16 protein-coding genes are annotated in these 14,227 nt (G+C 53.5%); 1 reads left to right on the forward strand and 15 read right to left on the reverse strand.

Features of this window, described 5'->3' with window-relative positions; all coding sequences use genetic code 11:
- Positions 1–42 precede the first annotated feature (42 nt).
- The 11 genes from KSX58_RS05525 to KSX58_RS05570 form a co-directional block, all read right to left on the reverse strand.
- Positions 43–246: a hypothetical protein gene (locus KSX58_RS05525; protein WP_217736095.1), complete on the reverse strand. Its 204-nt coding sequence runs from the start codon at positions 244–246 to the stop codon at positions 43–45.
- A gap of 14 nt (positions 247–260) precedes the next feature.
- A complete protein-coding gene (locus tag KSX58_RS05530; RefSeq protein WP_237976437.1) occupies positions 261–1,217 on the reverse strand; it encodes a site-specific DNA-methyltransferase in 957 nt (318 codons plus the stop codon).
- The gene (locus KSX58_RS05535) at positions 1,214–1,657 is read right to left on the reverse strand and encodes a hypothetical protein (protein ID WP_217736096.1); all 444 of its coding nucleotides are present in this window, start codon (positions 1,655–1,657) and stop codon (positions 1,214–1,216) included. Before KSX58_RS05535 ends, KSX58_RS05530 begins: the two co-directional genes overlap by 4 nt.
- A gap of 38 nt (positions 1,658–1,695) precedes the next feature.
- Entirely contained in the window at positions 1,696–1,947 is a 252-nt protein-coding gene (locus KSX58_RS05540; RefSeq protein ID WP_217736097.1) for a hypothetical protein, read from the reverse strand.
- A 62-nt stretch (positions 1,948–2,009) separates the two neighbouring features.
- Positions 2,010–2,759: a hypothetical protein gene (locus KSX58_RS05545; RefSeq protein ID WP_217752052.1), complete on the reverse strand. Its 750-nt coding sequence runs from the start codon at positions 2,757–2,759 to the stop codon at positions 2,010–2,012.
- A 4-nt stretch (positions 2,760–2,763) separates the two neighbouring features.
- Complete coding sequence (locus tag KSX58_RS05550; RefSeq protein ID WP_217736099.1) at positions 2,764–3,096, reverse strand: hypothetical protein; 333 nt, start codon at positions 3,094–3,096, stop codon at positions 2,764–2,766.
- 83 nt (positions 3,097–3,179) lie between these two features.
- A complete protein-coding gene (locus KSX58_RS05555; protein ID WP_217736100.1) occupies positions 3,180–3,551 on the reverse strand; it encodes a hypothetical protein in 372 nt (123 codons plus the stop codon).
- Positions 3,552–3,858: 307 nt separating this feature from the next.
- Entirely contained in the window at positions 3,859–4,026 is a 168-nt protein-coding gene (locus KSX58_RS05560; RefSeq protein WP_217736101.1) for a hypothetical protein, read from the reverse strand.
- 100 nt (positions 4,027–4,126) lie between these two features.
- Complete coding sequence (locus KSX58_RS05565; RefSeq protein WP_217736102.1) at positions 4,127–5,152, reverse strand: DUF1524 domain-containing protein; 1,026 nt, start codon at positions 5,150–5,152, stop codon at positions 4,127–4,129.
- Positions 5,153–5,174: 22 nt separating this feature from the next.
- A complete protein-coding gene (locus KSX58_RS10550; RefSeq protein ID WP_271701330.1) occupies positions 5,175–5,309 on the reverse strand; it encodes a hypothetical protein in 135 nt (44 codons plus the stop codon).
- An 18-nt stretch (positions 5,310–5,327) separates the two neighbouring features.
- Positions 5,328–6,608 (reverse strand): hypothetical protein, encoded by a 1,281-nt coding sequence (locus tag KSX58_RS05570; protein ID WP_217736103.1) that lies wholly within the window; start codon positions 6,606–6,608, stop codon positions 5,328–5,330.
- A 775-nt stretch (positions 6,609–7,383) separates the two neighbouring features.
- Here KSX58_RS05570 and KSX58_RS05575 point away from each other — a divergent pair.
- Positions 7,384–8,253: a replication protein RepA gene (locus KSX58_RS05575; protein ID WP_217735892.1), complete on the forward strand. Its 870-nt coding sequence runs from the start codon at positions 7,384–7,386 to the stop codon at positions 8,251–8,253.
- A gap of 108 nt (positions 8,254–8,361) precedes the next feature.
- Here the strand turns inward: KSX58_RS05575 and KSX58_RS05580 are convergent, their stop codons facing one another.
- The 4 genes from KSX58_RS05580 to KSX58_RS05595 form a co-directional block, all read right to left on the reverse strand.
- A complete protein-coding gene (locus tag KSX58_RS05580) occupies positions 8,362–8,817 on the reverse strand; it encodes a hypothetical protein (protein ID WP_217735893.1) in 456 nt (151 codons plus the stop codon).
- Positions 8,818–8,847: 30 nt separating this feature from the next.
- Positions 8,848–9,510, reverse strand: coding sequence for a ParA family protein (locus KSX58_RS05585; RefSeq protein ID WP_217735894.1), 663 nt, complete (start codon positions 9,508–9,510; stop codon positions 8,848–8,850).
- Positions 9,511–9,748: 238 nt separating this feature from the next.
- On the reverse strand, positions 9,749–10,102 hold the full coding sequence (locus tag KSX58_RS05590) for a hypothetical protein (protein ID WP_085393537.1): 354 nt from the start codon (positions 10,100–10,102) through the stop codon (positions 9,749–9,751).
- Positions 10,103–10,204: 102 nt separating this feature from the next.
- A complete protein-coding gene (locus KSX58_RS05595) occupies positions 10,205–14,158 on the reverse strand; it encodes a hypothetical protein (protein ID WP_217735895.1) in 3,954 nt (1,317 codons plus the stop codon).
- Positions 14,159–14,227: the final 69 nt, after the last annotated feature.

A 14,227-nucleotide genomic window follows, 5' to 3' on the forward strand; every position in this document is an offset into this window, starting at 1 on the left:
AAATAAAAAAGGGGCGACTCGACGCCGCCCCAGTCAGAAAAGTCAGATGACCACTACCGTGAGAACCGCCACGATGGTCAGAATGACCACAGCCCATCTCAGGTTCCTGCGACCGCACAACTCCCCTAGTCTCGTATCACTACCCAACAAGTCTTCCAATGCGGACACAAGGAACATGAGCGCCAATATGATAGCTCCCACAGCCAATGCGATAAGCACATTCTGTTGTGATAATAACGACAGCATTTTTTTCCAATCTCCTATACGAACGCAGGCTGATTCAGACGGTCTCGCAGACTCAATTCCAAATATTGTTCGTTTAAATCAACACCGACATACCTACACCCCAGCATCGCAGCCGCCAACCCGGTGGTACCGGAACCGTTGAACGGGTCGAGCGTCACGCCGCCCGGCTTGCAACCGGCCTGAATGCATGTGAGGGGAATATCCAACGGAAAAGCCGCAAAATGCGCTCCCGCATACGGGCGGGTCGGCAACATCCACACGTCGCGTAGGTTTCGTCTGCCGTCCGATGCCACGTATTCCCTACGGTCTCTTCCCAAATCCTCGCGGACGCCACCATATGCGCTTTTGTTGCCGAGCGTATGCCGGTGAGCTAAATCCTCAATGGTTTTCTCCGACTGCCGTTGTCTTACGGACTGGTAGTCGTAATAGTATTTTTCGGTTTTGGAGAATAGAAAAATATGCTCGTAGCTTTTGCTTGGACGGTCTTTCACGCTTTCCGGCATGGGATTGGTTTTTCCCCAAATGATATCCGAGCGCAATATCCAACCGTCATCCTGCAATGCGAACGCCACTCTCCACGGGATGCCGAGCAGGTTCTTCGCCGGACGGTCTGGACGTTTTCTGCCGTTCGGTTTCTGCGCATGTCCGTGCAATCCGATGCTGGTCTCCGACTCGTCGCCGCCGTCCCACAGGTTCGGCGTGGAGTACGTGTCACCCAAGTTCAGCCAGAGCGTGCCGTCATCGGCTAGGATTCGTCTGCATTCGCGGAATACTTTGCTGAGGTCTTCCACATAGCCGCCGGGTGTGGGTTCGCGTCCGATTTCCAGTTCGGAATCCGTGTATTGGCGCAACCCGTAGTACGGCGGACTGGTGACGATGCAATCGACGCTTCCGTCGGGCAAATCGGGAAGCACGGACGATGCGTCGCCCAGATAGAGCGTCAGCGTGTCGTCTTGGAACCAAGGCTTCAAGACGTCTGCTCCAGTCGTTCCAATAGTTCCCGTCCCGCAGGAAGCAGCGTCAGAGCACCTGTTGCGATGTCGAGGCGAACCAGCTTGTCGTTCAGCAGTTCGATGGCGGCGTTTTCGAAACCGGTCTTGTATGCGTTGGCCGTTCCCTGTCCGGCTTGGCGGAGCAGCGTTTCGCCGTTGCGCTCGTATAGTCGGATTGGACGGTCTGCCTCGCCTTGGGCGAGCGTGGATACGAGACGTATGCCATCCTTGGTGAGGGACGGGGCCGATTGCCCGTTACGTCGGATGAGTCCGGCATCCAGCAGTCGTCTGCCGATGTTGCTTTTGAGAATGTCGGCGGTCAACCTTCCTTTTTCGATGTTGTAGAGGATTCTGGTCTCACCTTCGCTGATACCGGCCATGAGAACACGGAAACGTTGGGTGGAGGATTGTTCGTCCAATGCTGCTCCTTTCAGAGGTTTTGTGTTTTTTTCTAAAATCAGAGGATGTTGACGGGAGTGTCGTTAAAACAGTCCCAGTATTCGATTCGTGCGACAGGTGATAGTTCCTCGAACGTTTTGACGATGCCGTCATGCATGGTTTTGGCTTGCCAGTATTCCTCACTGGACGATTCGGGATTGTCCATCATTTTGGTGGAGTATTTTTCCATTTCCAACAGGTCGAGTCTGCGTATGAGAGCTACGCCGTTCTCGTCCAATCCGATGTTTTTCGCCACCCAATCCCTAAGCATCCAACAATTGTTGGAGAACAGGTGGATTCGTCCGGTGCGAGCGTCCCGTAGCATCTGATAGTTCACAGGACTCCGCCGTCCTCGTAGCCGACGGTGTATTTTCCTGCGGTACCATGCAGTCCGCAGTTAATCTGCAATCCGTCCAAGATGACCATGCGGTGTGGGGAGAGTTGCACGTCTTCGCTTAGGTTTTCCAAACGCATGCCTGACGTCAGTTTTATTAACGTTTGACGGTAGGCTTCGTCCAGTTGGCTCCAATATTTGAGATGCGAGTCTTTCAACTGTCGGAATAGAAGGAGCGCATGAACGTATTGGCCCGTCCAATCCACTTCGTGCATGAGCCGTTCCAACCGGTTCAGTTGGACGGTCACGTCTTCGGGATTGTTCGCTTGGAACAGTGTCCCGTACTCATCCAATGCCTCACGTAGTTCCTGCTGTCGCATATCCCGGATTGGGGTTCCTCCGAATTGCGGACTGTTGGCGAGCCATACCGACAAATCCCATGTTTCAGCCGCGTTCGCGTCGATGTTCGGATACGCGCAGTCACGGAGCGTCGTCCAGTTGACGCCGACCTTGACGAGTCCACGGATTCCGGACACGAAGTTCAGGATGGACAGGAACAGGAAGATGATTTTCCATCCTCCCGTCAGGGAGTTCGAATATGCGAGGAGCCATACCGCCACCAGTAGTCCGAGCGCGTACACCACGACCTGTGGGAGGACTCCCCTACGGAAGATGGTCTGCAAGACCGCTTCCCGGTCTCCGTTGGAGTATAGGCAGTTTTTGTTCACGGTGTTGTTCTGATATTCCAAGGATTCAGGCTTTCGACGCTTTGACGTATTTCTTTTTCTTGAATCGTTCATCGACCCGGATGACCCAGCCGGTGTCGCTGGTTCCGGCAATCTGGTAGCGGACTCTTCGTTGGATTTTCAGTGGCCGCAGATATTTGTTGAGTCGGAGTTGTCCGACGGTAGGCGGGTCTCCTAGGATGTGGGGGATTCTTTGTATTCCGTCGTTTGTGTTGAAGTAAAGCAGGATTGGCGTCTCGTCCTTGCAGGAGTCAAGGAATCCGCCTACGGTGTCAAGGTCTTTGCGCGGACGGGAACGTTGTTGGTTTTGACTGTCCGTGATGTCCGTTTCGGTGTTCAAAAAAGAAACCTTCCTTGTTTGTGACTGGTTCCACTATAACGTAGTTTTTCGCAAACAAGGAAGGTTGTAGGAAAAATTCTTTCTCAGGCGAGCTTCGAATCGTAATCGTCAATGGGCTGGGTGAGCGTCTTGCCTTCCCTGACCATTTTTTCTATGTCCTCGTAGTCGTCACAAGCCGCCCACAGTCCAAGGTCGGGGTTGAGATGATACATGGTTCCAGATTTCACACCTTCGTCAACATAGAGTCCGTGACTGCAAGTGTTGTTGACGTTGGTGGGCCGTGGGTCTTGCTCGTAGTCATCGATGTTCCACGGGTCGCCTTCGGGCAACAGCACGTAGTCCCCAATGCCGTCGTGAATGTCCCGTAGACGCTGTTCCTGTTCGTCTTGGAGGTCTTGTTCCCTGTCGAGCATGAGGTTGATTTGATGTTCGATGCTGTTGAAGTAGTTGCTCATGTTTTTCTCCTTGGCTGGCTTTTTCTGTTATTGTGTGAACGCTTCTAGTATAACATCATTCTCTTCTCGAATCGCCACAATGCCAATTAGGAAAGAAAATGGTTCCGCCACCCAAAAAAGAATCCACACACGGGTGGCGGAACCCGAAACACACTCCCCGAGAGGAGCTTTCCACAGAGACCGGGGAAGAAACCAGATGGTGGAAGATATACCACGAAAACCCGGTCTCAACTGTCACAGTAAACGACCTCGAACATTCATCGAGCGAGAAACCGGAAAAACAGGAAAAATTTTTCTGACAAGGGGTTCAACGCGTGTTTTTCTCTTCCAGATAATCTCTGTAATCTTTTTCGTCAAAACCACCGACACCTATTCCCAAGAGGAGAGAAACAGGTGCAGAGCTATCTCCTACCGCGTTTACATGTTCGTCATAGTTTTCAATTTCGTACTCTGAATTTTTTTTGACATCGGACATTGCAAACCCTTATCTCTCATACAAAAAGACAACCCGCCGCCCTCATATGGAATCTATAACCATACTTTACGGGCGACGGGTCGCATGGAGAAACAGGCTATCAGTTCTCATCTGCAACGCATTGCGTGAGGAACGTTTTCGTTTCGGCCTTCTCCCAACTGCTCATGGACAGCTTGTACTTGTCTTTGATGTACACGCGTTTAGCCATATACGAGCATTGGTACGTCTTGTTGGACGGGAGCCAAATGCTGGGCGTTGCGTCCTTCCACTTGGTCGAGGAACCGTTCAAGGCATCATCCTTCACGAGGTTCACGCCCTGCTGTTTGATGTTGTTTGCCTCACCTTCGGACGCGACAAGCACTTCCGGGTCGTTCGCGTAGGTGATGCGGTCGCCCTTACGCGAGTCCTTCCACAGTCCACTGGCCCAAGCGTCGTTGACCGCCACCACATGGTCGATTTGGACGGCCATGCTGTCTCCGCCTGTTTTCTTCTGTTTGCCGTTGATGGTCTCGTAGGTGTCGCGTTGGAATTTGATGGTCTTGCCTGTGTATGGGTCTTGGAGGGTTCCGGTGAGCACCTTGCAGTTCTTGTCCATGGTCACGTCGGTCATGTCGCGTTTGAGGATGTAGTCGCGGGTCGTGCCGTATCTGCACAGCTGGTTGCTGTTCTGCCATGTGCCGAAGTCGGTTTTACGGTTGTAGCCTTTGGTGTGTGGGGTGGCGGTTTCGATGTCAGCGAGTTTGTCGAGCGCCTGTTTCGTGGTAATGGGGCTTAAAGCGCCTTCAGGGACGCCTGTAGCGGTCTTTTGTGTCTGACTTGAGGAATTGTCCCCGTTTTGCGTCTGCGTCGTTTCTGAGGGCGTTTCTGTGGCTTCTGGAGTATTGGTTTGCGAATTAGAGCCGGACGACTTCAAGGAAGGCTCCTTCAACCCCAATTTCACATCCGGCTTCACCTTGGAATCCTCACCCGGCATCAACTGGGACAGACTGTTGATTTCCGGCAATCCGAAAATCTTCGACATGGGAGTCCACAATCCAAGATTCACGATGAGCACCATGGCCGTCAACACGACCAGAATGCCGCCAATCAGGGAACCGGCGGACATTCCGCCTTTCTTCTTAGCCATAGGAAACCTCCAAAAATTCTCATCACAGGTTCAAGATGATGCTGATGACGAGGCACACGATGAACGCGATGGCGATAATCGCACCGGTCAACGGGCCGTTGCTGTTGATGAACTCAGCGAACTTGTCGCCCTCACTGGGCTTGTTGTGTCCTGTCATTTTAGTTTTCCTTTCGGATTAGTCGTTCGGCCCCTCATTGGGGTCGCCGGTTACGGAACCGTCGTCGGAATTCTGGGATGAATTACTGCCGTTGTTGTCGGACGAATCCGAATCGGAGGAGTCGGAATCGTCATTGTCGGAACCGTCATCACCGGAACCGCTATCGGAATCCGATGAACTGGAATCGGAAGAATCATCATCGTCATCACTGCTGGAGGAGCCAATCAGAGAACGGTCGATGGCATTGCTGAACGCCTTCAACGTGGTCAGACTGCCTTCGGCACCCCAGTCAACGATTTTCGCGCTACCACGGGTCGGATTGTGGATGAGGACGGTGACGCTCGTCTCCACGTTGCTCGTTGAACCAGTGTCCGCGTTCGGGTCGTTGGCGGCGCTTGCGTCAACCTTCTTCTCGTAGGGTTTGAACGAGATGCTGACGCTCGCCGCCGCCCATTCGGGATTGTCGGACTTGTTCTGCTTGTCAACGGTCTTGCCGTCCTTGGTGCATTGCACAAGCCAGTCGAGGGACGAGTTCAGATACGAACCCAAGCTTGCTGGCTGGTACATGTGGTCGCTGTTCGGGTCTCCGACAAGTACCGTCAAAGCGTTGGAGTCTTTGCCGATGTACGCTTTAGACCAAGCGCTGACCACGTTCGTCAGGCTTGTGTTCTGGTCAAGCTGAATGTAACCGTCGGGACGGTACGTGTCCGTATTGCTGTTCGAAGTGACGGTCTTTGGAAGCACGGTCGGCGTTCCAACCGCAGTAGCCACACCATCGGTGACGGCGACAAGCTGAGTGATATCCCTCGTGCTTCCATCCGACTTATCGGTGAGGGACATCTGATGGCTCCAATACTGGGTGGTGGAACCGTTGGAATCGTCCGACGTGGACGTGCTGACTTCAGTGGCACCATTCCACCACAGGTTCGCATACCCGTATTGGAAAGCGCCCTTGTCATCATCCAGCCAACTGTACACGGCTTGCAACGCGACCTGCTTGCCGGGCTTGTCGCCGCTGATTTCCTTGTACTTCTCCGTCAGGTAGGAACCCATCTCGTTCAACGTGTTGATTGCGCGGACGGAAATCATCGGAGCTACCAGACCGGTGCAGATGAACAGGATGATGAGAACCTTCCACTTCTGAGTGTTCTTCAACGCCTTCTTCCACGCGGTGAGTTCTATCTCGTCCTTGCGTTCCTTCTCGTCAGCGAACAGGTCGGTCTCATTGTTCGGGTTCTGCTTCGCCTTCTGCTGTCCCATCGGCTGTTTGCCGTTCTTGTCTTTCTTGCTTCCGAACACAGTTCCGCTCCGAATTCATTTCCGCTTGTCATGCACTGTCTCCAAGTCTACCTTCCGTCCGAGGTTTCCTATATCGGCTTCGGGGTTTTCAGCATGCATTCACCGGCCATGCTGGCTTCTCTGTTTTTCTTTTTCCGGAACTTTTCTTTTTCTCTCTTCCCTCGAAAACATTCGGACATGCCTAAACGTTCGTAGTGACCTAATTTTTTCTAAAAGCATTGAGGATACCCTTAAGCGGGTTTAGACCTGACCAAACGTGGAATCCGAAAAATGGTTTTATTTTGATTTTTTGATTTTTTGCTTCTTTTTGAAAAAACTTGTTTTTTGAAAAAGAAGGGAATACAAGGGATATTAATATCTTTTGTAATCTTTTGTATACCTTTTGCAGGTGCCGGAATCCCTTATGGGAGTAGGTGTTTCGGGTCGAAAGCGTGTCGAAAGTGCCCACTTTCCGTGTCGAAAGTGCCCACTTTCCGTGTCGAAAGTGCCCACTTTCCGTGTCGAAAGTTCCAACTTTTTTATATGTGGCGTGTCGAAAGTGCCCACTTTCCGTGTCAGAAGTTCCAACTTTTGGTTCCGCTTTCTCACGTTCCGTGGCACTTCCTCATGCCCCGTTCGACCTTTTTCGCAAGCAGTTCGGAGCTACAAAAAGACGGAGGGTAGAAAAGAATCTATAAGGGGTAGGTAGTAACGTATACTGTTCTGAGAAAATCCCCGCACTGTTGGAACCAGCCGGGGAATGGCAACCACCTAACACTGAAGGAATCGTGGTCACATGACCAAGCATAGCAAAGACCTCTACAAGTCGAATACATACAACTACACGCCGTCGGTTATGTCGAAGCTGAGTTTCCTGCCGCAGTCGAGACCGGAATCTCAATCCATGAGAAAAATTAACGGAAACTCGTCAATCACAGTATCGGCCTCCACCGGAGAATGGGCATACGGAGCAGCCCCCAGAATGTTCCTCATCCACATCCGTTCTCTCATCAAGAACAGTAGCGACTGCGTGGACGCAGAGAATCATACCGTCTACTTGGACGACACCTATCGTTCATTCTGCAAGAGCACTGGAATCCACTATTCAGGGTCCAGCAAAGAGACGGTGATGAACATGGTCAGGAATCTAGCAACAACCTCCATCGTTCTTGAAAACTGGTCCACTGGCGGATTCACAGCCCACTCTTTCTTCGTTGCCAACATAGTGTCACTCAGCTACGACGATGACGGGGCGAAGAAGTCCTACATAAAGTTCTCCCCCGAGATGTGGGCACTGCTGACCGAGAACTGCGTTCCTCTCAACCCATCCATCGTTCGCCAGCTTCGCAACGATGCCCTCGCGTTGGACGTATACCAGTGGCTCGCGTTCCGTGCCCATGCCATGCGCCATGAGACGCGCGTGACATGGGAAGCCCTGTTGATGCAGTTCAAGTATGACGGGTATCCGATGCGTGAATTCAGACGCAAGTTCAAGAGAGCGTTGGAGAAGATTCAGCTCGCATGGCCGGAATTGAAAGCCGAAATCACGGAAACCGGTGTCATAGTCCGCCCCAGTCTCCCTTCCATCCAGTCAGCTAACGATGATGCCGACACGGACGCGGGCGTGGTAGACGATGACGAGCCAACGAACCCGTTCGTATCCTGACTGTGTTTTAGAGAAACCAATGGGGCGTCCGCTCTAATATGAGCGTCGCCCCATCTGGAAGACTTCGGTGAAGTCTTTTTGTTCACCCGGATATTAATATACCGGAACCTATTCCTTCTGCTCGTATTTGTCGATGAGCGACTGGTCGAAGTGCCCCTGCTGGAAGCAGTAGTCCATCGCGGCATTCAACAATACAGCCTGTTTCGTCCCGTATTCGATGCTTTTCAATTTCCATGCCCGCCAGTTCTCGACGGTGACGTTGCTACCGATTCTTTTCTCTTTCGGCGGCTGATGCGTTTCGGATGGTGCCGGTGTTTCAGGATGGGTTATGTCGGTGATGAGCCGTGCCCGACGGTCGGCTTCTTCCTCCGTGAGCGTTTGGGCGTGCATGTCGGCGGACGTTTGGACTGACTGGTCTGACGGTTCCTGCGTTTCAGGAACGGCCTGTGTCGGTTCCTGCTCCGTGTTCGGTTCGCTAATGTTTTCCGGTGATTCCAATGGGCGCATGTCACGCTTGTCCTGCATTCCTGTTGCGAAAGCGTTGCGTTTGATGTTCTTGACCATGATTGTCTACTTACTCCCCTGCTCCTGTTTTTATTCTTCCACCAGATTGATTTCAGACAGATAGTCGATGAGTTCCTGCACGACGCTGGAATATTCTTTGTTGTCGATTTCGGTTGTGCCGTACATGTTCTTGACGGCTTCACGTTCCGTGATGACGGTTTCGAACCGTGCGATGCCTTCCTCATCCAGTTCGCTGATGCTGTTCCGGGCGAGTTTCGTTCTCGGCTTTACGCGTGTCAACAGGACGATGCCGTTGCGTGCCGCCGCGTATGTGCGTCCCGCGTGGGTCAAATCGGATACGGATGGCTGGCATGGGATTATCACCACGTCGCCCGCGTTTATCGCCGCCTGCACCACTCCGGCGTCGGACGGTGGGGTGTCGATGATGACCCAGCCTGAATATTTTTCCCGGATGAGTTCCGGATTGTTCAATACGGCTTCGTTGGTTTGCACGACGGGGAATCCGAGCGTGTATGGTTCCGCGTCCGGATTGTCCTGTCTGCGTCTGCGGTTTTCCTGTTCGACGTACATTTCCCACATGGTCGCGCCGCCCGTGTTGTCGGAGTCCAAGACTGTGACTTGTTCTCCGCGTTTGTGCAATAGTTCGGCCAATGCCATTGATGTGGTTGTTTTTCCTGAACCGCCTTTGATGATGGCGACGGTGATGATGACCGTATGGTTTTTGACTCTCATGTTCTGGTTTCCTTTTTCTGCTTCCGGTGTGGACGGAATCATGGTGGGGGTATGTTTTTTTGTTTCGATGATAACAACGGCGAAAAGTCGGCACGCCGAACTGGAAAACCGTTCGGAGAAACATTCCAGTAAAACAATGGAACGGCGTACAGGTTTACAGGCGGAACGGAAAAACAGAAAGCCGCGTCCGCGATGAAACGGATACGGCCTTCTTTTCGTTTTTACCGCCGAACAAAAATCATTCGGTAGCAGTGAACACCAGTTTGCGAAGGAACTCCATGAACAGTGAACCGATATCAGGCATCTGGGCCGCGATATCCTTCATCCATTCACGCACGGGCAAACCCATGACCTCCAAGACACCGGTGATAATCCACACGAACAACAGGAACGCGCAGATGGTCAACGCGGTCATCAACGCGCGGGTGCTTTTCTGCAAGATGGCGAACACGACACTACCGGCGCAAATAATAATCATCAACAAAGTGAGGATTGCGCCCGTCGGCGTGAACACCCAAGAGAAGAACACAGTGAGCACGTCACCCAACGTTCGTCCCGCAGTGTCAGCGGCTTGGTTTCCTACCTCTTCCATTTTTCTAATCTCCTTGACGTTGGAAGGTTTACGAAAGGGAAACCGGCGTCGAATGCTGTGGAAGATGCTCAAAACATTCGACGCCGGATGGTCAAACCGACGTCACTTCATGAACGGCGGTTTGGGTGTCGGCTGTCCTCCGGTCGGCGGTTTCTTCATACGAAGATTGCCTACGGAGGGGAAACCTGTCAGGTTTGACGGGTTGGCGTCCACCGGCTGTTTGACGGTCGGGGAAGGTGTGGTTGGCGGTTGCATTCGAACCGACGGCTGTTGTCTTACCTGAGCTTGTGGCTGCGGTTGAGACTGCTGTCGCGGAGCTTGCGCCTGTACCGAACCCTGCTGTTGCGTCTGCCCGGAATCCACCGTGAATTTTCTACTCGGCTGAATTCCATTCGGGTTCATAGCCCGTTCGGCACCCGACGGCATCGTAGACCCCGGCAGTCCGGTCGTCGCAGTCCATTCCTTCTGCGCCATCCGCAAATGTTCCTCCGGAGATTGTTGCACCGGATTCTCGCGCATGTACGCCTGTTGCAGTGAATTGTTCACCGATTCAGGCATCGGAGTCGCATTGTCGGTTGCCTTCTGCCAAGTGGAGGCGGAGGACACGGCGGCGTCCATCGTTCCGGACGGCAGGGTCTCGCCGACAATCTTACCTGTCTCAGTGTTGTACACCGGCTGGTTGGCGTTCGTTTCGGGTTGAGCTGTCGCATTCTCATTAGGAGATTGATTGTTCTGGCTCATATACGCTTGGACAGAATCATCGACTTCACCGGAGGCCACGGCTTCTTGGAAAGCCTGTTCCGCATCCTCTTGAGACATGTGCTGGTTATTCGTGAAGTCTGCCATCATTCCCTCACGAACCTGATTGAACGCGGACTGTTCAGTCAACACCGGAGCCTGTCCTTGAGCATCGGCTGGAACCGATTCAGTTGGAGTGTCCACCGGAATCGTTTCCGTCTGACCGTCAGTCGGAATCGTCTCGGTCTGACCGTCAGTCGGAATAGGCGACGCGCCACCGGCACCACCGGTTTGGGTCGGGGCATTCGGAGTCGGAGCCGTCGGGGAAGGCATAGGACTGTCACCATCGGCGGAACCACCGTTACCGGTGCCGGAGAACGGAGACGACAACGGAGCGTCACCATTAGCCATGCCCAACACGTCGCGACGCCACTGGTCGCGTTTCCTCATACTGCCGGGAGCAGCGTTCCTGATGTCGCGGATTTTGTCCATCGCGGCTCCCGCACCCACCGCTAGGCCATGATGGAGGTTACGGTCGGTAGCTAGCTTTCCTGCGGCAATCAATCCCAACGGTGCGGTAATCGGATTGGAGAACAAAGCTCCTGCGACAGCGGCTTTCGCGGCGACCTTCGCTCCGCGTGCGGCTACGTTACGCAAAGGAGCGCTCTTCGCGGCTCGTGCGGCGAAAGCGAGACCGGCACCGGCCATTGCGGCTCCGGCTCCGGCGACTCTTGCCGCGCCTTGAAGTTTGCGTCCGGCATTGTTCAGATGGTTCATCCTTTGTGCTTTGCGTTGCACATCGTTGAGGGACATGCCCGGGTGACGTTGAGCGATACTATGGGCGAACGCCTCCGTATTGTCCTCTCCATGGAACTTGGAAACGGCTTCGTTCAACCGTCCCTTGAACTTGCCCGTGGAATCCTCAAAATGGAGTTTCGTACCGGCAAGACTTCCTCTCACCGTGCTCTTGTCCATTCGTGCCCAGTTCTTGCTTCCGCGTCCACGCGTCTGAATCGCCTCGAACTCCTTGGCGTTACGATTCATCAGATTCCTATCGCCCTGACTCAACGAATCCTGTTGCGCGCGGCTCATCTTGCTCAGGACGGTCGCGCTTTGACGTGCTCCGTTATGGGCCATGCCAGCGCCGGTACCGTTCGTGGACAAACGTCCGACACCATTGCCGCCACGACGGAATCCGCCACGCATGGCGCGAATCATACGGTACTGTCCAATCATGTGCATTCCCTTGCGAAGACCGGACGCCATTGCGGTTCCACCCGCCATTCCCATGAGAGCGTTGACGCTGAACGGATTACCACACTTCAACACTTTCGAACAGAACATGCCGATTGCGGCGAGAGCCAACACCGGACTCAATCCCGCAATCAACTGGTAGGTGAACGAACCACTGCTGGCAGAGGTGAACTTCAACGTCAGGCCACAAATGAATGTTGCGAGAGCGCCGAGCGCACCGTACAACGCTCCTACCATACTCAACTGGCAGGTGTACGTCGCCCAGTTCTTCAACGCCGTCTTCGGCTTCTCGCCAATCGGGAACGCTTGGACAAGGAACGTGACCACGAGGAACAACGCCATCATTATCAGCATGAGCTTCGTCAGTATTAGAACAAGGCTCAACAATCCCCAGACCACGAGATTGACGATGCCTCCGATAAGTGTTCCGCAAGCACCCAACGTATCGACGTTGTTGTTGCCATACATGTAGTCGATGGTTTTCTTCGCACCGCCCGTGACCGTGGAATCATCCTGAGCGTCACGAAGATTCGCCTCACTCCAAGTTCCGGAAACGTTCGGCACGTCGAAACGCCATCCGACCGTGGCGGAGTCGCCCCAGTTGGTGTCGTTCTGCTGGTCTTTATATGTTCCGTCATCCTCCTTGTTGATATCGGTGGAACGGGAGAAGATTACGGAACCCTGTTTGAGAATCGTCTGGCAGACCGAAGTGGTCTGTTGGATGGTTTCGTCTTCGCTGCCGTTCTGTTTCGCGTCCATCACGCCTTTGCCACCGTTGGTCGGTTTCACATTGTCCAAGTCGTCAATTTTGACGCGTACTTTCGTACTGCCGTTCTTGATGTTCTTGGTTCCTGTGTCACCGAGATTGTTGATGAGTGTCGCCCATCCGGCTCGCGCGTAGATTTCCTGATTGCGTTTCGTGCCACAGGTTTCCCAGAACACGCCCGCACGGCTGAGATATGTCGCGTTCTCCCTTTCCAACGGCTTGTCGGTGAAGTAAGGATTACGCGGGTCTACCCAACCGTCCACGGAGAACAGCCATTTGGCTCGCTGGTCGCTGATGTGCAACGCCATGGCCTTGTTGGTCAAATCCTTCTGGATGGTCGTGTTCGTGTTGGCTTTCATCTCCAACACGTGGCAGTAACCTTGCCGGGCGTTTTCCGCGATACGGAACGAGGATGTTCCGGTGGTCTGCGGGTTTCCGTACTGCATGGTCACGAACGAGCGAAGGGAGGTCTCCTCCCAAATACGGTTGATGGCCTTGGTGACGTTGCTTGTATCCTGATTGCCGTTGGACTTCGCCTGTTCGTCATATGCCTGATGCATGAAGTACAGGTAATCCTGACAATTGGTTTTCGCACCGTTCGCCGCATGATGGTAGGACATCATGTTTTTATCACTGTCGGCCATACCGTCAAGGTCGAGGTTGACCGAAAGCTTGTTGATGGTGTTGTTGATTGTCTGCACGACCCACCATGGGCTTCCGGTCGCCGGTTCTGTGGCGTTCTTCCCGGTCTTGGCCGCTCCAGCTCCAAGCATCGTGATTGAAGCGAAGCAGAGAACCATGATGACGATTCGTTTGCTCGCCTCTTTGACGGTGCCGATTTGGAATCCAGCCGCGCCAACCCAAGCCACGATGCCGAGCACTGCGATGGTGGCGGGGATGCCGCCGTCCATCAGACTTGTCACCATGGTGGACACTGCGGAGTCGATGTTCGCACCAGCCTGTTTCATTGGCTCGAACGAAGCGGCGAACTGGCTGATGGACAATGCGGAAGACCAGCAGACCTGAGTCAACTGCATCAGAATGTTGGGAAGGACGATATGGGTCTGCGAGCTGATGGTCTGCTTGACGTTCGAGAACCAACCGGCGACATCGCTGCCACTGTACGGTTCCGTACGCGAAGTGATTTCCCCAACGTAGTTTCCCCAACGTCCGGAAGGAAGACAACTAGAGATGTCTGATGTAGCACTGTCAGTTCCACCGTTGGCGCATGTTATCGTCGTGGTCGAATCGTTGACCTGTGTGGCGAACACGCTGGACGGCAAGACGAACAATGTCATGACCACGCACAACATCAGAATGACGAGCAGGTTCCTTCTACCCGCCCGTTTCACTGGGTCTCGATATTT

It is taken from the genome of Bifidobacterium sp. MSK.17.10, assembly GCF_019129655.1.
Classification (GTDB): Bacteria; Actinomycetota; Actinomycetes; order Actinomycetales; family Bifidobacteriaceae; genus Bifidobacterium; species Bifidobacterium adolescentis.